Origin of the sequence: Enterococcus avium ATCC 14025 (assembly GCF_000406965.1) — a bacterium.
In the GTDB taxonomy this organism is placed as follows: domain Bacteria; phylum Bacillota; class Bacilli; order Lactobacillales; family Enterococcaceae; genus Enterococcus_A; species Enterococcus_A avium.
On the sequence record NZ_KE136365.1, the window covers coordinates 48,658 to 70,030 of the forward strand.

Sequence of the window (21,373 nt, forward strand, 5' to 3'; positions counted from 1 at the left end):
GACTTCATTATAGCGAGTAAAACCTGCAACCTCGTGTCAGGTTTAATAAATAGTTTTCAATTGGTCGATTTTCTTGCTCATTTCTTGGCGCACGGAGCGTGGAGATAAGACTTCGATTTGTCCGCCAAAGGAAAGTAGAAAACTATAAAAGCTCTCATTCACTGGGTATTCCCCTTCTACCAGCAAACGCCCATCCTCTGCTTCTTCCACCTGCTCATAATTTTCATAAACCCGATAGGCCAGCTCTGGTGTAAAGGCAAGCCGCACCATTTGCTTCTTTTCGGTATAAATTTTTTGTGGGTCAAGCACTTTTTCTGGTGCGGTTCGTTCAAAGGTTTCAGTAGTTTGCTGGAGCTGCTTGATCCGTTTCAGCTTGAAGAGACGATACGCCTGCTTCTCGCAGCAATACGCATATAAATACCACTCTCTTGCTTTAAAAATCAGCTTTAATGGTTCAACTTTACGATCAGAGCCAAGCTTTCCTCGGCTAAAATAATGAAAACGAAGGCGTGTTTTTTGAAAAATCGCTTTTTGTAAAATCTGAAATTGTTCTTCATTTTGCGGATGCCAATCTGAAAAGTCGATCTCGAGCCAATTCGTGGTTTGTTTCTGAAAAACACTACCCAGTTTTTTTAACAACGCTTGATTGTTTTTCTCATCCACTCCACTTAAACCTTGCAAAGCGGCCAAAATCTGATTTTGTTCTTCTTCTGAAATCAAGGAACGGTTCAATATAAAATTTTCCGACAGGAAGATCCCGCCGCCTTTTCCTTGTGTCGTATAAACAGGAATCCCTGCTGAACTAAGGATGTCAATATCGCGATAGATCGTTCGGATCGAAACCTCGAACTTTTCCGCTAATTCAGGTGCGGTCGTATTGCCTTTATCCATCAAATAATACACCATCTGAAATAATCGATACTCTGCCACACTACTCACCTCCATCATCAGTATAGCATCGTAAACTGGCAAACACGTGTCAGGTTAAAAAAAGACCTTACTTTGCTTGGCTGCAGTAAAGTAAGGACGATGCTGTTTATTAGATAAGTTATCAGAAAAAAGAATAAAGAGATTGCCAAACATACATCCCCTCAACTTTCCCATCTCTATTTCAAAGGTTGATTAGGCTGCAGCAACACTTTCCCGATGCTCTTTCCGTTCTCAAGATAGTCATGTGCTTTTCGTCCCTCCGCTAAAGGAAAAATTGTTGGTTCGCTGATGCTAATTTGTCCTTTAATGAAGTAGCTGAATAAGCGCTCACTACGAACTTTTCTTTCTTCATAGCTGGTCAAATAATCCCAAAGATCTCCCGTTAACAAACTTTTTGATTCAGCCATTAACGCGACTGGATCAATTTTCACTGGATCGCCTCCAGCCATTCCGAAAAAGATGACCTTTCCACGATGCTTGATCAAATCTAAGCTTTGCTGAATGGTAGAACCGACGCCATCATAAGCAGTCGAAAATTGCCCTTTAACCGCTTCAGTCCAATTGTTTTCTCGACTTGGATAAACCTGCTTAACCCCATGAGACAACGCCAATGCCTGTTTCTCTTCAGAAGAGGCAGAACCATAGACTTCTATCCCATCTGCTATCAGCATTTGTGACAATAACTGACCAACACCGCCGCTAATTCCTGTAATAAAGACTTTCTCGCCGGGATCATTTTTGCCGAGATCATGAGCAAGAAAATCGGCTGTCATCCCCTGCAGTCCAATGCTCGCCGCTAATTTACTGTCGATGTCCGCCGGTAAAGGAATCGCTTGCACACTTGGTACTACGACATATTCCGCATTCGCTAAAGGGACATCGACAAACAGCACTGTTTCTCCAATCGCTTGTTTCGTTACTTTAGAGCCAATTTCAACAACAATGCCTGTACCTTCATAGCCATTTATATAGGGTTTATGTTTTTCAATATGATACTCACCACGGCGGCGATAGATATCGGCAAAGTTCAAACCGATATATGCTACCTGTACTAGAACATCATTTTCCCCGATCACCGGTTTAGGAAGCTCACCATATTGTAAAACGTTACTGTCGCCAAAATTTTCAAAATACAAAGCTTTCATTAACTGTCCCTCTTTTTTATTGATTATTTTCTCAAATATACTATGAAGCTTTTTTTCCGGCAAAGAATCAGATTGCATTTTCTCCCCGCGTTTGATACCTTTGAATGAACACAAATCCTTGAGAGGAGTCCTTTGCCCATGAACTTAGTCACTTTGCCACAGGAATTATCTGTCTATCAGGTTGCAGACCTGAAGGAAATAGATTTCACCCAGCAACCACTTTTTATTAGTGTAACCGAAGAGGAAATATCGGTTGTTTCCGCTACTGCCAATGTCCCTACAAATACGATCAATCGTGAGGACAGTTGGAAAGCCTTCAAGATTGAAGGTGTATTGGATTTCAGCTTAGTTGGAATTTTGGCAAAAATCGCTGCATTGTTAGCAGAGAAGGAAATTAGTATTTTTGCCGTTTCAACCTACAATACGGACTATGTTTTAATTAAGACCGATAAGTTTGATGCTGCCATTACAGCTTTACGTGAAGGTGGATATACTGTCGCATAAACGATTTTTTGCCAAAAAGAGCCTTTTAAGGTTCTTTTTTTATGTATTTTTCATTTTTTAGACTTATCCAGCCTTTTTTCCGAGAAGAAAATAGGACTTTGATTGGACGAAACGCTTTCGCTATTCTCTTATTATGAGAGTGTAGAGATAAAACAGAAATAATCATTCATAATTGGTAAATGTTGCTGGTAGAAATTAGGAGGAATAAAAAATGAAGCGAAATGGTTTAGATATGACGGTAGTAATATTGGGAATTGCTTGCATTGGTTTATTGACAGTGAATCGGTATATTTTACGCCCTTTATGGCAATCAGAATTTCGGACTGAAATGAGACAGGTTAAAAGCGACATCCGAGAAGATGTGAACGACAGCAAAGATGATATTAAAGAAGCGTCTAAAGAAGTAAAGAATGAATTGAAGGAAAGTCGTAAAACAACCAAACTTGAGCTGGCAGAACAGCAACAAGAAATCAAGGAAGAAATGAAAGAAGTGAAAAACGAGCTTAAGGATGGTCTAGAATTGTCGTATTAAAGTCAGCTGATTTTTGTTAATTTACTTGAAAATAATCATCCTATTGAAAAAGACCTTCCTTCGCGAAGGTCTTTTTTATTCGACTTGCTGCCGAATTTTACGTTTCATTTCTGTTTGGAAAAACAAGGTTAAGAGTGTCATCAAGATGGCTCCGACAAAAAAACTGCTTTTAATAATCGTCATCACTTTTGTGTCTGCTAAAAAACCTATGTATGGAAGGTAAAAATGTGGTCGGCCGATCAAATTTCGTTCATGAACAAGTCCCATCTCTGCTTTAACAGAATTGTCTCCTTTAACAAAATAACCGTCTATTTTATTGTCAACCGCTAATACTCGCCGTGTTTTGATCGATTTTCCCTGATTTTCGTAATAAGTGATTGTGTCGCCAACATGAATAGGCTCCATCACATCCTTTACGAAAACAAGTCCGTTCTTTTGATATTCTGGTGCCATTTTATTGTCTGAAATGACATATGGTGTCACATTCAACACTTTTGGAATAACGATTGTCAAAATCGCTAAGAGAAAGATCGAGAAAATCAATACAGCATATACTAGTGTTATTTTTCTGCTTTTCAACACTCGGAACCACCTCCCTTTAAAGGAAAAAACTATCTGTATTCATCATATCACACTCGTCAAAAAAATCTATTTTTTAGTTTCTAATTGAATAAAATTTTGACTGAATATCGCAATGTGTTACTATTATTATTGTATTTAACGATTTTGATTACCTTCCTCCAAATGAAAGGGTGTTGTTTATCATTACCAAACTAAGCAACCAACGCTTTTTAAAATTCTGTTCAAAACAACGATTAATTTTAATAATATTAGTTATTTTAATAGTGATTTCAACTATCACATTAAAAACTATTGACGAACTAAAAAAAACAAACGTTACAGAATTAAAAAAACATTGGACATTTATTGTCAAGAATCATTCTGATTACTATATTTACGGAAACACAGACCAGCGATTGAAAAATGTACAACCGAATAATGCACTTATAATGCAGCAACAGCTAGAGACACCACTCAAAGAACCTCAGCTAGTTGTTCGGTCTAATCATCAGTGGGTCTCGGTAGTTGTCGGAGAGCGGCTCCTTTACAAATATGCCGCTACCGAGAAGCACAAGGAACCAGGCATGCTTCAGACGACCATCCAGCTGCCAAATGATTATCGGAAACACAAGCTGCGGATCATTACGAAGACACCTTATGAATATTACGCTGGGATTCCTGCTCAAGTATTTATCGGAAATTCCACAGAAGTCAGTCGATTCTTTCTGCTTCGTTCACTGCCACAGTTTTTACTTTTAAGTATCTGCTCGGCCTTAATTGTCCTCATGCTGGGCTTGCTTTTTTTAAGACCGAACTATACGAAGAAACAGTTGCTTTCTTCTCTGCTTTTAATCGGTTTTACGTTCTTAATTGGGCTGCAATCAATCGTTCTGAATGTTCCAGCAAGTACCTTGTTCAGTCCGAAAAGCTTGTCGATTCTTTATAATCTGACGGCGATTTTGATTCCGGTTTTTCTAACGAATTACTATTTGCTGCGGACAAAAAAATATCAGCACTACTATCTCTATGGTGTCGGTTCACAGATCACTCTTTTGACTGTCGGAACATTTTGTATTGCTATCGGAAAACTATCTTTACCAATTGCAATGCAGATTTTCAGTGGGTTTAATGTCTTTATGACGTTATACACCTCAGCAATCGCTTTAGCTGAATCTGCCGATCAGAATCGTTTTTATACTATCTGCTCACCAGGAATTATTATGGCTGCATTTGTCCACTGTTTTTTCTACATTCAATTGTTTACAGGCGCTGCAAATCTTACAACAGACTGGCCGTTAGTGCTGTTTACCGCTCTAATGCTTTTAATCTCAGGCTATCATTTTGAAGAAGAAATCAACTATATTCGGAATTATCGAATAAAGCAGCAGGAATTTGCGCAACAGCAACTTATCATAAAAGAAAAGCAAAAGAATCTATTGATGACATTCAACTTATTAGCTGAAAAAGAAGCTGCTAGAAATAAGCCAGCAGCCTCCCTAACCTCTCATCTTCAACAAATGCGAGAGTATTATCAAAAAGAATTCCATAAACAAGCAAAATTTTTCTCCTGTCAGTACACAGTTGAAGAAGAGACGAACGTGCTAAACGATGAAACATTGTATTTGCTGATCCAACTATTCGAAAAATTTCTAAGCGATCCAAGCTTTGGAACCATCGATATTTTGATCAAACAGGAGCAAAATCAACTAATCATTGAAAGCAATACCAGCGCCTTCACTCACCACTCTCTTGATGAATCCGTCGTCACAGAAACCACGAACGATTCACATCAAGAATTGGAACAAGCGGTTAAACGGTCCAATGGCGAATGGCACTGGCAAAATAAAGAAAAGCAGCAATACTTTAAGATCACACTAACCCTATAAAAAAACGGTCTTTCCAAATGCGGAAAGACCGTTTTTTATTAATAAATTAGTGATAGAAAATCTTCTTTGGTAATATTCCCAAAATAATGTGTCAGATCAATTTCATCGATACATTCTTCTAGTGCTTTTTTATCGTAACGGGTACCGATCAATTGGTTTTCAACATCCTTGATCTCACCTAAACCGAAGAAATCACCGAAAATCTTGGCTTTTTCAATTTCACCATTGGCAACATCCAAACGAACTTCGATTGAACCAATGGGGAAACGTTTTTGTCGTTCCAAGTTGAATTCTGGCGAACGTCCATAGTTCCAATCCCAATTCTTATAGTATTCCTCCGAAATTTGGTTAATGTCTTTCCAGTCTTCCTCATTCAACTCATGAGTCTTCACCTGATCCACACTATCAACACCAAAAATTTGTAAAAGAATTGCTTGACGAAATTCTTCTGTCGTCATTGCTTGCTTATCTTTAGGTAAATAATCTTTAATGTTCGTCACACGGGAACGGATCGACTTGATGCCCTTTGATGCGATCTTATCCTTTTTCACCTTTAATGCATTCACAACTTCATCAATATCACTATCAAACATTAAGGTGCCATGAGCAAACATCCGGCCATTGGTTGAGTACATGGCATTACCAGAGAATTTCTTGTCCTCAATCACAAGGTCATTCCGCCCCTTTAGTTGCGCACCCTCAATCCCCAGCTTATGCAAGGCTTCAACGATTGGTTCCGTTAATTTTTTGAAATCTCTAAAGGAGTTGCCGTCATCTGGCATAATAAAACTAAAATTTAAATTTCCAAAATCATGATACACAGCGCCTCCGCCACTTAATCGGCGAACAACATGGATACCTTTTTCATCAACATATTCTTTATTGATTTCCTCAATCGTATTTTGATTACGACCAATGATAATCGAGGGTTCATTGATGTAAAAAAGCAAGATTGGTTCATCTAGAGGCATATTTTGTAATAAATACGTCTCAATAGCAAGATTTACTCGTGGATCACGTTCTTTGTCATTTGGTACATATAACATAGTTCCAACTCCTAACCCCTATTAAGGAATAAATTCGTTTAAATCTCAAAAACTTTATGCGGCTGAGCCAACTCGACAGGAATTTTCCCGCTAGCTGCTGCAGCTTGTCGACGCAGCTCTTCTAAATCGCCATGTTGCGGTAAATGAGTCAGAATTAACTTTTTAACTGCCGCATTTTTCGCAAATGTCCCAGCTTCGCCTGCGGTAAAATGTGCTTTATGTTTTTCGTTGCCGTCAAATAAGTAGGTGTCAGCTAAGAATAGATCCGCCTTTTTAGCAAACTCATTAAAGGATTCCAGATAACCTGAATCTCCTGTAAACACAAAAACAGCACCTGTTTTTTCTTCCACAAAACGCATCGCATAGCAAGGCACTGGATGAATCGTCTTCATAAACGTAACAAGAAACGGTCCAAGTTTCAATTCTTCTGCTTCAAAGTAAGCACGGCCTTCAGTAACACCATCCATTGTCAAATCGTTAAAATGAAATTCATCTTCCGTATGTCCATAAATCGGCAAAATAGGCTTTGGTGTTTGTGTTGGATACAGCTGCCAATAATATTGCAGCACTCCAAGATCCGCAATATGATCGTGATGATAATGAGATAAAATCACTGCATCCAAATCCAACGGATCAAGTTCCTTTTCCAATTCTACAAGAGTCGAACTGCCAGCATCCAACAATAAGTTAAATCCGTCAGCCTGCAGCAAATAACTGCTGGTTCCTTGACCTTCATACGGATACGCGCCTAAACAACCGAGTACGGTCAGTTTCATGCTAATTCCCCCTGATCAATTTTTTCCTTTAACGCTTGATCATAAAAAGCAGCACTTGCCGTATTTACATAGACTGCTACAAAAAGCAAACCCACGATCAATGCGACAAATCCTAAAATGTACCAGCCAATAAATGATAGTTGTAATAAGATATATTTCCCCCAGCGATCCTTTAATAAGATCCACGCACGCTTGATGCAATCGCCGACGCTCAAATCAGGATAATCAAATTTTACCCAAACAGCAAATTTAAAGATGATACTAATAATTGTTGTTACAAGTAAAAATAGTAACGTTGAGATGACATAAAGTCCTAATACACCAATGTTCATCAGCGTAGAAACACTTTCTGTGTTCGTTGTTAATCCACCAGTTGAAATCAGCGATACATATACACTGCTACCAGCTTGCAGCAGTAACGGGATGAAAAAGATCGCTGCCAAAACATATTGTACAATTTGGGAAAGAATATTGATAATCATCAATGGAACATAATAGCCCTGCTGAAAAACAACAAAAATTTGACCTAATTCAGCTCGACCACCCCGCACGACATACAAGCTGACATAATATAATGAGTAGCTAAAAGCAAAAAGTACTAAAATACCTAATAAAAATGAGATTCCTAACTGAATATTCGTATTATCAGTCATCGTAGAAACATTACTAATTGCTCCTGTCAGCAGCCCGACAATCACTACTAACCCTACATTAATTCCCCATTGACCATTAAGACGGTCTTTGGCTGTTTGACGATATTCACTAAGACGCATAAAGACACTCCTTCTTCGTTTTGTTGACCTTGATTAGCATGAATCGACTGCTCTCTGGCTTTGAACAGAATAATCTGACTAAAGTTGGACTGATATCCTTTTCCAAAGGCAGCAGCATCTTCCTATGACTCTGCTAATTTGGCTATTTCTTCGTTTAATTTCTTTATTTTTTGTTCAATCCGTTGTTTTTCAGGTGCAATCGGAACATTCGCAAAGGTTAATCGCTTAAATGTTTGCAATTCCTTTTTCAAGTGATCCACTTCTGTACGTTTTGTATCTATCTTCGTAGTCAAATCGCATTTCTCCTTTGACAGGAACCAAGGGACATAAAACAAACAACAACCTGTTTTAGTTAAAAAATTAGTAATTCTTGATTTCTCCAACTGTATCATAGTCTAAACGAGCAACAACTTCCGTCACTAATTTGACGGTATTAAAATAATCCTCTTCGTGAATAATTGATGTATGTGAATGCAAGTAACGGACTGGTACTGTGATAGCTAATGAAGGAACACCATCACGCGTCAAGTGCATTTGACCAGCATCGGTTCCGCCGCCGGCAATCACTGTATACTGGAATGGAATTTCTAATTCTTCAGCAACATCGATCACGAAATCCAATAATTTTTTATGAGGAACCATAGATGCATCATAGATCAAAATTTGCGGTCCTTTTCCCAGTACCGAATCTGCCTCTTTTGGTGTCATCCCTGGTGTGTCACCCGCAGTACCTGTATCTAAAGCAAAGGCGATGTCTGGATTCACAATATGCGAACTTGTTCGAGCACCCCGTAAACCAACTTCCTCTTGTACATCACTGCCGGCAAACAGTACATTATGATGCTCCCGTTTTGATAAATTCTCCAACACACGCAAAGCCACAGCCGTGCCAATCCGATTATCCCACGCTTTTGCTAGTAAGAATTTTGAATCATTCATTCGTTGATATTGGATATATGGTGTGACCATATCACCAGGGCGAATCCCCCATTCTTTGGCTTCATCATCACTTGACGCACCAATATCAATAAACATGTCTTTGATTTCGAATGGTCGTTTCCGAGCTTCTGGCGTCAACACATGTGGTGGTTTAGAACCAATCACACCATGAATAACCTTGCCTTTACGCGTTTTAATTTCGACCTGCTGCGCCAACATTACTTGATTCCACCAGCCACCAATCGTTTGAAATTCTAAAAAGCCTTTTTCGGTGATCTTGGTAACCATAAAGCCGACTTCATCTAAATGACCCGAAATAAAGACTTTCGGTCCGCCTCCGCCACCATGCTTGGCGATAACACTGCCTAGTCCGTCAAAGAAAATATCGTCAGCAAAATCCTTCGCATAATTTTTAAAGACTTCTCTGACCTCATCTTCATTTCCAGCGATGCCACGTGCTGAAGTTAAATCGATCAACAACTGCTCTTCCTGTTTTTCCACTCTTACTCCTCCTGCTTTGCTAAAAAATATAATTGCTTTGTGTTTGACTATCTAAAAAAATAATCGTTCAAATTCTCTTATAACGAGAAAGCTGGATAGCGTTTATCCATAAATTAGTATACCATTGTCAAAAAATTCTGCGTAGTATGTTGTATAATCACTACGAGGTGATGAAATGACACGTTTGTTGGCGATTGAATTAACTATGATGGTCATGCTGGAAAATGAAGCAGGGGAAATCTTGGTACAGGATCGAAAGAAGAAGGATTGGCCCGGCTGGACTTTTCCTGGTGGTCATGTGGAAAAAGAAGAAGGCAGCTATGAGGCTACTTTAAGAGAAATTGAAGAAGAAACTGGATTGGTGATCCAACCAGTTCTGCGAGGAACTGCTGAATGGAACAACTTAGCTAAGGAGACTCGTGAGCTGGCATTTCTTTATACGGCGACAGTCAAAAAGCGAACCGTTCCCAAAGATCTCTTATGGGTCAAAAAAACTGATTTAAACACACATAAGCTTGCAGGAACCTTGACCGAGTTACTACCAATCTTTTTCGGTGAAGAACAACAGATTTACTTTGATGTATAAAAATCAGCGTATCCTATTGCGGACACGCTGATTTTCCTTATACTTGAACCTTTTTATAAGCCAAACTTCCCTTTTCTCGCATCGTAATCAAATGGATCACCCAAAATGCTGCCGCAAATGCTAATAGCACGCCAGATTGGAATAGGAATTTATCCAGGAAGGCTTGATTGAAATCCACTGTTTTTCCGATTAATTCATTATTCTGGGCAAACCAATAGGTCGGGGTGAAAGCAGCAATTTTATTTACTACGTCTGGTAAAAACTCGCTTGGTACAAAGATACCGCCGACAAAACAGCTACCCATAATAAAGATATTATTGACCCCCGAAATTGCATCCTCATTTTTCATAATACTGGTAACCATAATCGAAAAGCCTACGATTGCTACAAAAAATGACACTGTATTGATCACGAAGTACCCTACTACCTGATCAAAACTGTTTCTAGTAACCAACATAACGAAGGCTAAAAATAGTACTAGACAAAAGATTGAGTAAAGTAAATTGCCAGTTGAGATTTTTCGTGACAGTTTTCGTCGCGATATAGGAGAACAGCTATTCCGACGACTGATTTCCTCGCGATTAAAGGCTAAATTTATCACTGCATAACCACTGAAAATCGACATAAACATCCCATAAGCCAATAGATTGTATATTTGACCCGAAACACGCTGTTTTTTCTTTTTATGATAGGTCGAATCAAAATTTACTTTTCCATCTTCTTTCAACGTTATCTGCGTTTTCTTTAGCAAGTCCTTTTGGCTGTCTTCCGGCATTTGTTTTTGATAGGTTAAATAGGTGTTTATAAAATTATTGACCGTCGTATCTACTAATGATTTAGAAAAGGTTGCCGGACGCGTCTTACTGGCTAATTTAACACCTTCTCCTTGTGCTAATTTCTCAGAAAAGTCTTTGGGGATTTCTAAAATATATTCTACTTCATCAAAATAGAGCGCATCGTCTAATGCTTTTTGCGAAGTATCCTTCAGCGTAATAAGATTATGCTGCTTAGCTAAATAATCAACGAAGCCTTTTTCGATTGCTGAATCATCCTCTGAAAGGATCGCAATTTTTGCCCCGGTTAATTTTTCCGCGTCTTTGGTTAGTTGCCCAGCGTAGAAAAAGGTGATCACAGCCATGATGATGATTCCTAGCAGCAAACTGCCCTTTTTTCTTTTTAAAATTTCCAGAATTGCTTTATAAGTGGTCATATTGCACCTTCCTTTCAAAAGAATAATTAAGCAGGATAAACACCACGCCAAATCCAATCAGCCAAATCAAATTGGTATAAAACGGCTTCAATGATTGATAGTAGAATAATTGGTAGAGACTTTCACTGATTAAATTAACGATATTAATCCGGCCTAAAAACGGCAGATTCACATCGATCCAATATTTAATTGACTGGGAACCCATCATTCCAGCTAGGAAACTCATAATCATAGAAATTGATATCCCGATCGAAATTTTTTGTTGAAAATCCAGTTTTGAAAACACATTACCAATTAAGGTTCCAAATGAAATAGAGGTAAAGGCACCTAAAGCGCAGACAAGCAATATATAGTTCCAATGATCACCAAACTCAACTTGATAAACAAATCGATAAAACATCAAAATCAAAACTGTTTGGACAAAGAATAGGACAAAGCTTGCCAGCATATTGGCAAACGAAACAAGTAATTTATTTCGAGGAATCAGACATAAGCGGATACCTTCAGGTGATTGATTGGCCTGCTGGTCATTTGCATTGCGCAGCCCCCACATGAATCCATACATGATCGTCATACCGACTAATGTAAAGAAGTAGAAGGATTTCAAATTGAAATTACCAGTACCATTTCCATCTTTTATATAGCTCTCCTGCTGAAGCAGCTGGCTGACCTCTTGCGGTTGAACCTTCCCAGTTGCCAATAAGGTTTCTACCTTTTTCGTATTTTGTAAATATTGATTCAATACTTCTTTTAAAACGGTCTGCTGTGTGTCGCTTTTACTGACAAACAGCTCAATCTCTTTTTCATCAATTGTAAAATAACCGGAAAGCTTATCATCGGATAACTGCTCTTGAGCTTTTTTCTTAGTCATTACTCGGCTTTTAAAAACCACTTTGCCATCCTGTTTGATTTCCTTTAACACATTTTCAAAGCGTTTTTGATTGGCTTCATTAGTAGAAACAATTCCAACTGTTGATTGTTCTATCCCACCAATCTTATCGAGATCGCCAAAGGCTAGATTAAACAGCAGACCTAATACTATGGGAAAAGCAAAGGTCCAAAAAAGCAAGCTGCGATTTCTTAACAGAACACGTAATCGATACGTAAACAAACGAATAAACATCTTAGCTCCCCCCTAATCTCTCAATTCTTTTCCGGTAATTTCTAAAAAGACATCATTTAATGTCGCTTCTTGTGTATGAATATTGGCGTACATAATTTTTTCAACTTCGAAATAATTTAAAATTGGCAGCAAGGCTTCCTTCAGCTCTTTCGTCGTCACACTTAAATAGTTTTCATCATAAATTACTTCGATAATTGATGGAAAAGCTCCTACCGCCTCAACTTGTTCTTGAGATAGCCCCGGAACTTCAATAATCAGTTTTTCATTCTCACGAACCATGTTTTTCAATTGTTCTTTGCTGCCTTCTGCAATCACTTGTCCTTGGTCAATAATAACGATATGGTTACACAAAATCTCGACCTCTTCCATATAATGCGTCGTATAAACGATCGTCGCACCCAGTCGATTTAACTCCTTGATACTATCCAAAATTTTGTTTCGGCTTTGGGGATCAACTGCGACAGTTGGTTCATCTAAAAAAATCAATTCCGGCTTATGAACAATCCCGCAAGCAATGTTCAACCGTCGTTTCAATCCGCCGCTCAGCTGTTTCGGATAAAATTTACGAAACTCCTCTAAGCCAACAAGCTGGATCACTTCTTCAACATATTGTTCGCGTTTAGACTTTTCTTGAACGTACAATCCACAAAAATAGTTGATATTATCCGTTACTGTCAATTCTTCAAAGAAGGCTATTTCCTGAGGGACAACCCCGATCTTTTGCTTAATGCTATACTTTTCCGGTCCCATTTCTTCTCCAAAAATCTTGATTGATCCGCGATCATAGGTCAATAATGAAAGAATACAATTGATAGTAGTGGATTTGCCGCTGCCATTTGGACCAAGCAATCCCAATATCTCTCCTTTTTTTACAGATAAATTTAAATGATTCAAGGCGGTGAAATCCCCATAACGTTTTACTAAGTTCTCGATTTCGATCAACATTTGAAAAACCCCTTTTCCTTTTCTTCTTACATTTACTATAATGAAAATAAGCATTTGCTTGTAGTGAGTTTGCGCCAATCATACGATGACAAATGTCATTTGATCCATACAAATTTCTATCTAAATCAAATGATTCAATGTTTGATGATGCAAATCGAACCTATTTTCCAGTAATCTGAGAAATAAATCCTTTAATACAAAGTAGGAGCCGCAATGAAAAATTTAAATAGTTATTCAATAGATTTTTTCTTTTTAGAATTAATTGGTATCCTGCTGCTTTTTCAACAGGATTTTAAACCGCAAATGGTAGTTTATTTGTTGGCTAGTATCCTCTTAGCTGGTCCCGCTCTATTGCTGAAGAAGGCTTTAGGGCAAGCATTAGGCGTTTTTCCTTTACTAATCCTGAGTTTTTTCTGGCCGCCCCTGCTCCTTTTCTTGCCCGCTAACCTGCGGATCGCTTGGCGCGAAGAGATTATTTGGAGCTGGGCGCTAATCGTCTTAGCAGTTCCCTTATTGCAAGATACCTACTCTTCACCAGAGCGTATGCTGATTATACTTTTGAGTAGCTTCGCGATCCTTTTAGCCTGGCGTGGAAAAAAACAGGTCGAAGTAAAAGAAGCCTTGCTGCAATTAAAGGATGACAGTTGGGAAAAGCAAGAACTGTTGAAACTGAAAAATCAGGAGCTAATCCAATCGCAGGAAACCTTCATCGATTTAGAAATTTCCGAAGAACGAAATCGGATCGCTCGCGACATTCATGATAATGTAGGCCATCTGCTATCTAGTGCGATTATTCAGCTTGGCGCGATTGAAGCGATCAATCAATCGGAGAAGTTAAAAAAACCGTTGAACCAATTACGGACAACGATTCATACAGGGATGGATAATATTCGCGAAAGTGTTCATGATCTTCACGAGACCTCACTTTCCTTTTCGAAGGGACTTGAGTTGTTAATAGCAGATTTTCAATTTTGTGAAGTGGAGATTCGAGGGAATATTCCAGAAGGTATGGATCAGGAGCAGGAACGAACACTGCTTATGGTGCTTAAGGAAGCATTTGCTAATGTGATGAAACATAGCAATGCTAGCAATGTAACACTTTCATTTAACGAGCTACCTGCCTTTTATCGACTGCAAATTCTTGATAATGGAACACTTGCTAAGAAAAGTGGAGATGGCATTGGGTTAAAAAGCATGCGTCAGCGCGTAGAACAAATTAACGGACAGCTTCACGTCTCACAAACTCCGGATAATTTTCTGATTCACATTGTTTTGCCAAAAGATAGTCAACCATCCTTTCACAATCACCATCGAACAAGAAAATAATATTCTATCCTGCTAGGAGGAGGTATGTCATGATTCGCGTTGTTGTTGTTGATGACGATCCGTTAGTAACGGAATCATTGAAAACTATTTTAGAAATATCTGATGAAATACACGTTGTTGGTACCGGAAATTCTGCACCAGAAGCCGTCAAACTCTATTTGCAGGAACGACCGGACGTTCTATTAACAGATATTCGCATGGGAAATAGCACCGGTATCGAAGCCGCAAAAGCGATTTTTAAACAGGTGCCAGAAGCCGTCATCCTATTACTGACGACTTTTTCCGATGATGAATATATCCGAGAAGCCCTGCAGATCGGTGTCAAAGGCTATTTAATCAAGCAGGAGCTGGGCAGTATCGTTCCTGCAATCAAAGCTGTATACAATGGGCAGACAGTTTTTGGAACAGAGATCGTTGGAAAATTAGCTTCGATCTTAACAGATCAATCTCCTCAAAAACAACCAGTCATTGACTTATCTGAAAGAGAGGAAAGCATTCTCATTGCAGTGGCAAATGGCAAAAACAACAAAGAGATCGCCCAAGAGCTCTTCTTAAGTGAAGGCACTGTTCGTAACAACATCAGTCAGCTATTAGATAAATTAGGAGTTCGTGACCGAACACAGCTAGCGATCTTCTATTATAAAAATTATCAATAAGAATTGACTAGAGTCCTAAAGAATATTTTTCTTTGGGCTCTTTTATTCTGCCATTTGAAGAGGCAAAAACTATACGCACCTAAAATTAAATCACTCATCTTCTCTTCTTCTTAATACTACTCTCCTTATTTTTCCCATTGTGCTCTTTCTGATACCAATTCTCAATCAAACTCTGGACATAAGCCTCTTTATGCGTAAGCAATCTCTTCTTTTTAGTCCTCTGCGGTTTTGTCGTTGGTGGAGCAGAAACATCGTCTATGGTTTTCGGTGTAACTTTGTCTTTTAACAACGTTTGTGAACTCTGCGATTCTATCACAGGTTCGAGAAAAGATTTCTGGATTTCCAGTTCATCATCTGCTGGTTCTTCCGTCTCTTCTTCAGTAAATATAACACGGATATTTTCCAAACTAACCACATCAGGATGTCCGACGCGAACCATTGTCAGTAAATCCTGATCATTCATCGTACTCAGATCAACACCTGCTGGCACAACGATCTCGATCGTCTTCACTTCTGGTGTTTCTACTTCTGAATTTAAGACACACTCTTCCTGTTGATCTGCTGGTTGTTCCACCTGATCGACTTCTACAACTGTCTCTTTAAATGTCTCTTTTGTTCCCGGACGCTTTGCTTGAATAAATTTTACAAATCGTCTTACACCAGCAGCTGTCTCAAAGAGTGCCACAGTCGTTAGGATTTCCAGAAGTTCAGAAGTTTCTGCCCTTGAGCGTGTTTCGTCTGCATCCGCAATTGTTAAGGTATGCTTTTTACCTGACGCGTCTTCAAAGGCAGAAATGATCCGAAGAGTCAGCGCTGAATTCTGAGCCTTCTCTGTTCCAGGAGTATCTAAAAGTTTTTTATTTGAACGAGCTTCTTCGGTTAAACGATAGTATTCCTTTTTGTCGTTAAACAAGCGATGAACGACCTTATCCCAATCTCCGCTTTTTTTGAAATAATCTTTAAAATAGGCGCAGTATTCACGCAGCACATCACTAGGCTCCGCTGTCAGAAACACCTCACAAACCAATTCTTGGCAAAGAAAAGAAAAATCACTAACAACAAGCGAATTTCGTACCATGACAACTACAAGGTATTTAATGAATGTAGCAACATCTTGAGAAAATTTAAAATAGCTAGTAATTTTCGCCTCAAGTGTGGCTCTTTTTACACCAAACAATGTTCTTTGTAATAACGGTTTTTTCTGCTCAATTGTTTTCATTAAGAAATGCTCCTTCCAGCGATGTATGCGCTTTTTTATAATAAAATTATAACATTATCAATAAAACAAAAGTAAATTTAGCATAAATTTGGAGTTATTTACTTTTTTCTATAGAAAAAGAAAAATTATCATTTCCTCTTTTTAGCTGTATTTTATTAACACAATTAAAATCACAAAGCCATTTAACCATAACTTTTCTATGTTCGTTATTAGAACAGAAAAAAAGAACACCTCAAGACAAAATTAAGTCTCAAAGATGTTCTGATTAATGTTTGTGAATCACCATTAAAATCTCTAAAAAAGAACTATTTTAGATGAAATTAACGCTTTAAAACCGCTCTTTTTCTTTACTAATCCAGCCGATAAATCAGACAATCACAAGTTCACAAGCGTAATTTCCCTATTTCTATTTTATCGCTTCGGGATTCATTTCTTGCCATTCTTTGCTTAGGAAATAACGATTATTGATCGTATAATTCTCACCTTGAGAATTAGAGCTCTTCAAAAATGGAGCAATTTCTTTATCTGCCGCCAGCCAGCCCTTCCATCCTAAATGAATCGTATCTTGCATAAAGTAGGGCGTATTTTGCTGAGTTGAGTAGTCAGCGATATTGGTAAAGCCCTGCGATGTTAATTGGTATTTGATTTTAGCAGAAAATTGCTGCAGCATCTCATCAGAAAGACCCGTAAATTTTGCCCAGCGGCCATTGACTGGTGGAATGATAAAGAGTACCTTCGCATGCTTTTTCGCTAATTGATCAAGCGCCAATTGAAAATCGGAAAACTCTGGAGAATAGCGATAATCCCATTTTCGTTGCGAATTGGCAAATCGATCCATATGTGGTTCGATCCTGCGTTTAAAGAAATGCTGTTGAATCCCAAATTCATTTCCTTGGGTCGCCTGCTTGCCTAAACGATTGGCTAACTGATTCAATTTATGGGGATCATAATTTTCAGGCAGTGCTTTGACATTTTTATCGATAGCCTTCTGCTTACTAATCATGCCGATTGTACTGAACAATTCGTCCTCTCGTTCTAACATGTTTAATTTTAGTCTGCTGAAGGTGACATCCGTTTGGTCTGGTAAATTTCCCGCCATCACTGCATCTAGCATTCTTTCTAACCGTTCATCTTTTCTTACCACTCCATAGTGAGTCAAGCGTTGAGCCAAATATTTATCACTAGATTGAACTTTTTTGAGATTCATTAGCCAAGTCAAGGTCTGCTCTGGGGAATAATAGGCATCAAAGTAATCACGTTTGATCCCATTTTTAACAAACCATTGTGGGGAAATGATGAATACAACCTTGCGATCCTTCAACTCATTTCCCAATGACTGCATCATCATAAATTGGGTCAATGATTGGGTTCCAGGCGCTCCCATCAAAAAAGGCGTGTAGCCGCGATCATACTTTTCGGCTAAGACCGATGGATGGAAGGGACTGATTCGGCTCAATTCAGAAGAGCCGAAAAATGGGACGTAATGATCGGTACTTAGAGCTTCTTTTGTAATACTGTTTCCTCGCAAAACATTTCCAGCCATTGAACTTGAAGCAGCTTTGATCAGCTTTGGATCATTGCTGTTGATTTTAAATGGGGAAAAAAACAGAAGAACCAATAATACTGCCGCTAAAAGAATCGGCCCAAAGATACCGAAAAGTTTCTTTTTCATTAAGCCTGTAAAGCTTTCACTTGTTCAATAATTTTATTTGGTGTGTTCCATTGCGCGCGGTCAAACTCTGAAACAGGTACTTGCACATCTAACTGTCCTTCAATTTCAACCAATAGCTGAACGGTTGCTAGGGAGTCCATCAATCCTTCCTCGAATAAATCTACCTCAGGATTTTCTCGAACTTCCTCTGTTCCTGTGATATCTTCTAAAATACTAAATAATGTGTCTTCCATGTTACTCGCTCCATTTCGTTTTTTTGTAGTCTAGCTGTTTATCTTCCTAGAAAGAAATTGTGAAATATTAATTTATCCAAAAAACCTGAGAAGATCAAAAAGCTCAAGCAGACGGCGTTGAAGGTTAAGAAAATCGCCAACGCATGGGTAAATTTATTGGATGGAATCTGCTTCTTGTGTTTCTTCTTGAATCGCAGCCACGCATCTGTCAAACAAATCAATGCGGCATGATAGAAGCCATACAAGATGTAATACCAAGTCAAGCCGTGCCAAACGCCCATGATCAGGAACAAAGCAAAGTAGCCGACATTTGACGCGACGATCCGACTCTTGAAGGTTTTCTTTTTAATCAAGGTGAACATCAAACGCATATAAATATAATCGCGAAACCAAAAGGACAAGGTCATGTGCCAACGATTCCAGAATTCTTTGATGTTCCAGGATAAGAACGGCTTATTAAAGTTCGGTGGTGTCTCATATCCCATCAGCTTGCTGGTACCTACTGCAAACAGGCTGTAGCCAGCGAAATCGAAGAACAAATACATACTATAGACATACATATAGCCGACTAGGCCCCAAGAAATACCACCATGCTGCATCGCCATTCGATCAACGATTGGCAGAAGCACTTGACCAAAATAATAGCCGATTACAAATTTATATAAAAAGCCGACAAAAATATCGTGAACACCAGCACCTAATAAATCGACGTATTTTTCTGGTGTAGGCGGCTCCTTCAAATCCTTTTCAAAGCGGCGATACCGATCGATCGGACCAGAGGAAATCGTTGGGAAAAACAGCAGGAACTTGATATAGTTCAACGGGCTGTATTCCTTGATCATCCCATCCCGCATTTCCATGATGATCTGAACCGATTTAAAGGTCAGATAAGAAATCCCTAGAAATCCAAAGATGGAGTTTTCTCCATCTATAAATGGGGTGATCTTAACTAAAATCAAAGGAACGATACTTAAAAATACGGCTAAGTAAAAGATGCCCGCTTGATTCTTGTTTTTACGATAATGGTTGTAACACCAAACAAGAATACTTTGGAAGATCACGTAGCCGATCAATGCCAGCCCTTGGCGATAATCCTTTCCGCCAAAAGAAACATACAAGAAGAACAGTGTGATCAGTGACTGGTACCAGCCGATTCGTTTACCGCGAATCAGTAGACTTATTATCAGCGGCAACAGTGCCACACATAAGATAATGAAATAAATCGGTGACGCATAAGGCACCATGTGAGGAATCAACATCAGCTATTCACCTCGTTAATTAGTCGCTTGCGATCAATTTTGCCGTTTGCCGTCCGCGGTAATTGATCGACATAGACAAATTTTTGCGGAATCATGTAGTCCATGACAGCTTCCGCTAATTCTTCTTTCACTGCCTTGCTTAGCTGATACGTTTTCTCAAAGTCATTGTCATTGGCAACAACATAAGCCACTAATTGCTGAACCTTGTGGTCTTGATACTTGGGAACCACTGTCGCCTGCTTAACATAAGAAACCTGTTCTAAATGATGATCGATGTCTTCCAATTCGATTCGAAAGCCGTGCAGCTTCACTTGAAAATCAATCCGTCCTTCATATAGCAGTAACCCATCCTTCTGAAGTCTTCCAGCATCTCCTGTACGATAAGCAGGAACGCCATCGATCTTGAAAAAGGCAGCTGCCGTTTTTTCTGGATTATGCATGTAGCCCTTTGAAACACTCGGACCTTTAATAATGATCTCCCCGGCAATGCCGTCTGTTACTGCTCGATTTCCGTCATAAATCAGAACTTCGGTATCTTCTTTGATATAACCGATCGGCACACGATCATATTTGCTTAACACCTCTTCAGTCACTTCAATTTGCGTCATGGCAACCGTTGCTTCCGTTGGCCCGTAAGTATTAAAGACCTTCGCATGCGGAAAGCGCCGTAATAACTCTTCTGCCGTCTTTCTTGGCAGCTCCTCTCCACAGAATTGGAAAATCTTCAGTGAAGGCACATGTTCGCCATCAAAGGTCTTCTCCATTAGACAGATATCCATGAATGACGGTGTTGATACCCAGACCTCCAAAGCTAAATTTGGTAAAAAGTTGAATAATTTCTTGAAATCATTGATCACTGCTTTTTCCATCGGAATTAATGTTCCACCGCTGCAAAGTGCAGGATAGATACTCATAACGGATAAATCGAAGGAATAGGGTGCCTGCGATAAAAAACGCATGCCCGCTTCGATCTCAAAATCCTTTAGATTCCAATTTACAAAACTCAATAAATTTTTGTGACTAATCTGAACACCCTTCGGTACCCCAGTCGTTCCAGAAGTGAAGATGATATAGAAGGTTTCATCGCCCATCACTGGCTGCAATTTTTCATATGCATGTTCTGTTGTAAAAATCTCAGCTAGTTTTTCAGGCGACACGACTGGAATCGTCACGTTTAATTCTTCTGGCCAAGGCAAAACACTTAAAATCATTGCTGGCTGTGCTACCTTTAGGATCAGTTGGATACGATCCAATGGGGTAGTTGATTCAATCGGAATATAGGCATGTCCGCTTTTGGCCGCTCCTAAGAAACTGGCGATCATAGCAAATTCCAATTCTCCGAAGACAACAATCGGTGTTTTAGCTTCTATATTTTGATTCAAATAGTGTGCTAAGTTATCTGACCACTGACGTAATGTTTGATAACTGAATTCTTCCTTTTCTGATTGATAAGCGAGTGCCTCTGGCTTTTCATTAGCCCATTGGTCAATCGCTGTAATGATATTTTGCATGTTGGTCCCCTTCCCGTTCAGTTCAAGAACGAACTCTTTT

Annotated in this window: 22 protein-coding genes; 6 read left to right on the top strand and 16 right to left on the bottom strand. The window is 39.0% G+C overall.

The window, feature by feature from the left end:
- Positions 1-42 precede the first annotated feature (42 nt).
- Both OMU_RS15805 and OMU_RS15810 read right to left on the bottom strand, forming a co-directional pair.
- Positions 43-930: a helix-turn-helix transcriptional regulator gene (locus OMU_RS15805; protein ID WP_016180864.1), complete on the bottom strand. Its 888-nt coding sequence runs from the start codon at positions 928-930 to the stop codon at positions 43-45.
- 176 nt (positions 931-1,106) lie between these two features.
- A complete protein-coding gene (locus OMU_RS15810) occupies positions 1,107-2,075 on the bottom strand; it encodes a zinc-binding dehydrogenase (RefSeq protein WP_016180866.1) in 969 nt (322 codons plus the stop codon).
- Between the two features lie 138 nt (positions 2,076-2,213).
- On the opposite strand from OMU_RS15810, the gene OMU_RS15815 reads away from it, so the two are divergent.
- Both OMU_RS15815 and OMU_RS15820 read left to right on the top strand, forming a co-directional pair.
- A complete protein-coding gene (locus OMU_RS15815) occupies positions 2,214-2,579 on the top strand; it encodes an ACT domain-containing protein (RefSeq protein ID WP_016180867.1) in 366 nt (121 codons plus the stop codon).
- A gap of 211 nt (positions 2,580-2,790) precedes the next feature.
- Entirely contained in the window at positions 2,791-3,111 is a 321-nt protein-coding gene (locus tag OMU_RS15820) for a YtxH domain-containing protein (RefSeq protein ID WP_016180868.1), read from the top strand.
- 75 nt (positions 3,112-3,186) lie between these two features.
- Here the strand turns inward: OMU_RS15820 and OMU_RS15825 are convergent, their stop codons facing one another.
- Positions 3,187-3,693, bottom strand: a complete 507-nt coding sequence (locus OMU_RS15825; protein WP_016180869.1) for a S26 family signal peptidase — start codon at positions 3,691-3,693, stop codon at positions 3,187-3,189.
- A 263-nt stretch (positions 3,694-3,956) separates the two neighbouring features.
- On the opposite strand from OMU_RS15825, the gene OMU_RS15830 reads away from it, so the two are divergent.
- Positions 3,957-5,558 (top strand): hypothetical protein, encoded by a 1,602-nt coding sequence (locus tag OMU_RS15830; protein ID WP_016180870.1) that lies wholly within the window; start codon positions 3,957-3,959, stop codon positions 5,556-5,558.
- A 38-nt stretch (positions 5,559-5,596) separates the two neighbouring features.
- On the opposite strand, the gene lplA is transcribed toward OMU_RS15830, so the two are convergent.
- The 5 genes from lplA to OMU_RS15850 form a co-directional block, all read right to left on the bottom strand.
- On the bottom strand, positions 5,597-6,604 hold the full coding sequence (gene lplA, locus OMU_RS15835) for a lipoate--protein ligase (protein ID WP_016180871.1): 1,008 nt from the start codon (positions 6,602-6,604) through the stop codon (positions 5,597-5,599).
- 38 nt (positions 6,605-6,642) lie between these two features.
- Positions 6,643-7,380 carry an MBL fold metallo-hydrolase gene (locus tag OMU_RS15840; protein WP_016180872.1) on the bottom strand — a complete coding sequence of 246 codons (738 nt, stop codon included), beginning with the start codon at positions 7,378-7,380 and terminating at the stop codon, positions 6,643-6,645.
- Complete coding sequence (locus OMU_RS15845; RefSeq protein WP_016180873.1) at positions 7,377-8,153, bottom strand: DUF975 family protein; 777 nt, start codon at positions 8,151-8,153, stop codon at positions 7,377-7,379. The genes OMU_RS15840 and OMU_RS15845 overlap by 4 nt, the downstream gene beginning before the upstream one ends.
- A 122-nt stretch (positions 8,154-8,275) precedes the next feature.
- Positions 8,276-8,446 (bottom strand): hypothetical protein, encoded by a 171-nt coding sequence (locus OMU_RS23460; RefSeq protein WP_016180874.1) that lies wholly within the window; start codon positions 8,444-8,446, stop codon positions 8,276-8,278.
- A gap of 67 nt (positions 8,447-8,513) precedes the next feature.
- The gene (locus OMU_RS15850; RefSeq protein WP_016180875.1) at positions 8,514-9,593 is read right to left on the bottom strand and encodes a M42 family metallopeptidase; all 1,080 of its coding nucleotides are present in this window, start codon (positions 9,591-9,593) and stop codon (positions 8,514-8,516) included.
- A gap of 175 nt (positions 9,594-9,768) precedes the next feature.
- Here OMU_RS15850 and OMU_RS15855 point away from each other — a divergent pair, with 175 nt between their 5' ends.
- Positions 9,769-10,179, top strand: coding sequence for an NUDIX domain-containing protein (locus OMU_RS15855; protein ID WP_016180876.1), 411 nt, complete (start codon positions 9,769-9,771; stop codon positions 10,177-10,179).
- 37 nt (positions 10,180-10,216) lie between these two features.
- Here OMU_RS15855 and OMU_RS15860 read toward each other — a convergent pair whose 3' ends face one another.
- Genes OMU_RS15860 through OMU_RS15870 form a run of 3 tightly spaced genes read right to left on the bottom strand, consistent with a single transcriptional unit; the run spans position 10,217 to position 13,457 of the window.
- Positions 10,217-11,389 (bottom strand): ABC transporter permease, encoded by a 1,173-nt coding sequence (locus OMU_RS15860; RefSeq protein WP_016180877.1) that lies wholly within the window; start codon positions 11,387-11,389, stop codon positions 10,217-10,219.
- Positions 11,376-12,512, bottom strand: a complete 1,137-nt coding sequence (locus tag OMU_RS15865) for an ABC transporter permease (RefSeq protein WP_016180878.1) — start codon at positions 12,510-12,512, stop codon at positions 11,376-11,378. Before OMU_RS15865 ends, OMU_RS15860 begins: the two co-directional genes overlap by 14 nt.
- Positions 12,513-12,524: 12 nt before the next feature.
- Positions 12,525-13,457 (bottom strand): ABC transporter ATP-binding protein, encoded by a 933-nt coding sequence (locus OMU_RS15870; RefSeq protein WP_016180879.1) that lies wholly within the window; start codon positions 13,455-13,457, stop codon positions 12,525-12,527.
- A 213-nt stretch (positions 13,458-13,670) separates the two neighbouring features.
- Here OMU_RS15870 and OMU_RS15875 point away from each other — a divergent pair, with 213 nt between their 5' ends.
- Together OMU_RS15875 and OMU_RS15880 are read left to right on the top strand one after the other, a co-directional pair.
- Complete coding sequence (locus OMU_RS15875; RefSeq protein WP_016180880.1) at positions 13,671-14,783, top strand: sensor histidine kinase; 1,113 nt, start codon at positions 13,671-13,673, stop codon at positions 14,781-14,783.
- Positions 14,784-14,812: 29 nt separating this feature from the next.
- A complete protein-coding gene (locus OMU_RS15880; RefSeq protein WP_016180881.1) occupies positions 14,813-15,439 on the top strand; it encodes a response regulator transcription factor in 627 nt (208 codons plus the stop codon).
- Positions 15,440-15,533: 94 nt separating this feature from the next.
- Here the strand turns inward: OMU_RS15880 and OMU_RS15885 are convergent, their stop codons facing one another.
- The 5 genes from OMU_RS15885 to dltA form a co-directional block, all read right to left on the bottom strand.
- On the bottom strand, positions 15,534-16,658 hold the full coding sequence (locus OMU_RS15885; protein ID WP_016180882.1) for a hypothetical protein: 1,125 nt from the start codon (positions 16,656-16,658) through the stop codon (positions 15,534-15,536).
- Positions 16,659-17,064: 406 nt separating this feature from the next.
- Positions 17,065-18,330, bottom strand: coding sequence for a D-alanyl-lipoteichoic acid biosynthesis protein DltD (dltD, locus tag OMU_RS15890; RefSeq protein WP_016180883.1), 1,266 nt, complete (start codon positions 18,328-18,330; stop codon positions 17,065-17,067).
- A complete protein-coding gene (gene dltC, locus OMU_RS15895) occupies positions 18,330-18,563 on the bottom strand; it encodes a D-alanine--poly(phosphoribitol) ligase subunit DltC (RefSeq protein ID WP_016180884.1) in 234 nt (77 codons plus the stop codon). The genes dltD and dltC overlap by 1 nt, the downstream gene beginning before the upstream one ends.
- Positions 18,564-18,601: 38 nt before the next feature.
- Positions 18,602-19,822, bottom strand: coding sequence for a D-alanyl-lipoteichoic acid biosynthesis protein DltB (gene dltB, locus OMU_RS15900; RefSeq protein ID WP_016180885.1), 1,221 nt, complete (start codon positions 19,820-19,822; stop codon positions 18,602-18,604).
- Positions 19,822-21,333 carry a D-alanine--poly(phosphoribitol) ligase subunit DltA gene (dltA, locus tag OMU_RS15905; RefSeq protein ID WP_016180886.1) on the bottom strand — a complete coding sequence of 504 codons (1,512 nt, stop codon included), beginning with the start codon at positions 21,331-21,333 and terminating at the stop codon, positions 19,822-19,824. Before dltA ends, dltB begins: the two co-directional genes overlap by 1 nt.
- Between the last annotated feature and the right edge of the window lie 40 nt (positions 21,334-21,373).

Coding starts and splice junctions, on each gene's coding strand:
- OMU_RS15810 (WP_016180866.1), bottom strand. CDS start 2,075: ATGAAAGCTTTGTATTTTGAAAATTTTGGCGACAGTAACGTTTTACAA.
- OMU_RS15815 (WP_016180867.1), top strand. CDS start 2,214: ATGAACTTAGTCACTTTGCCACAGGAATTATCTGTCTATCAGGTTGCA.
- OMU_RS15820 (WP_016180868.1), top strand. CDS start 2,791: ATGAAGCGAAATGGTTTAGATATGACGGTAGTAATATTGGGAATTGCT.
- lplA (WP_016180871.1), bottom strand. CDS start 6,604: ATGTTATATGTACCAAATGACAAAGAACGTGATCCACGAGTAAATCTT.
- OMU_RS15840 (WP_016180872.1), bottom strand. CDS start 7,380: ATGAAACTGACCGTACTCGGTTGTTTAGGCGCGTATCCGTATGAAGGT.
- OMU_RS15845 (WP_016180873.1), bottom strand. CDS start 8,153: ATGCGTCTTAGTGAATATCGTCAAACAGCCAAAGACCGTCTTAATGGT.
- OMU_RS15855 (WP_016180876.1), top strand. CDS start 9,769: ATGACACGTTTGTTGGCGATTGAATTAACTATGATGGTCATGCTGGAA.
- OMU_RS15860 (WP_016180877.1), bottom strand. CDS start 11,389: ATGACCACTTATAAAGCAATTCTGGAAATTTTAAAAAGAAAAAAGGGC.
- OMU_RS15865 (WP_016180878.1), bottom strand. CDS start 12,512: ATGTTTATTCGTTTGTTTACGTATCGATTACGTGTTCTGTTAAGAAAT.
- OMU_RS15870 (WP_016180879.1), bottom strand. CDS start 13,457: ATGTTGATCGAAATCGAGAACTTAGTAAAACGTTATGGGGATTTCACC.
- OMU_RS15875 (WP_016180880.1), top strand. CDS start 13,671: ATGAAAAATTTAAATAGTTATTCAATAGATTTTTTCTTTTTAGAATTA.
- OMU_RS15880 (WP_016180881.1), top strand. CDS start 14,813: ATGATTCGCGTTGTTGTTGTTGATGACGATCCGTTAGTAACGGAATCA.
- OMU_RS15885 (WP_016180882.1), bottom strand. CDS start 16,658: ATGAAAACAATTGAGCAGAAAAAACCGTTATTACAAAGAACATTGTTT.
- dltD (WP_016180883.1), bottom strand. CDS start 18,330: ATGAAAAAGAAACTTTTCGGTATCTTTGGGCCGATTCTTTTAGCGGCA.
- dltC (WP_016180884.1), bottom strand. CDS start 18,563: ATGGAAGACACATTATTTAGTATTTTAGAAGATATCACAGGAACAGAG.
- dltB (WP_016180885.1), bottom strand. CDS start 19,822: ATGTTGATTCCTCACATGGTGCCTTATGCGTCACCGATTTATTTCATT.
- dltA (WP_016180886.1), bottom strand. CDS start 21,333: ATGCAAAATATCATTACAGCGATTGACCAATGGGCTAATGAAAAGCCA.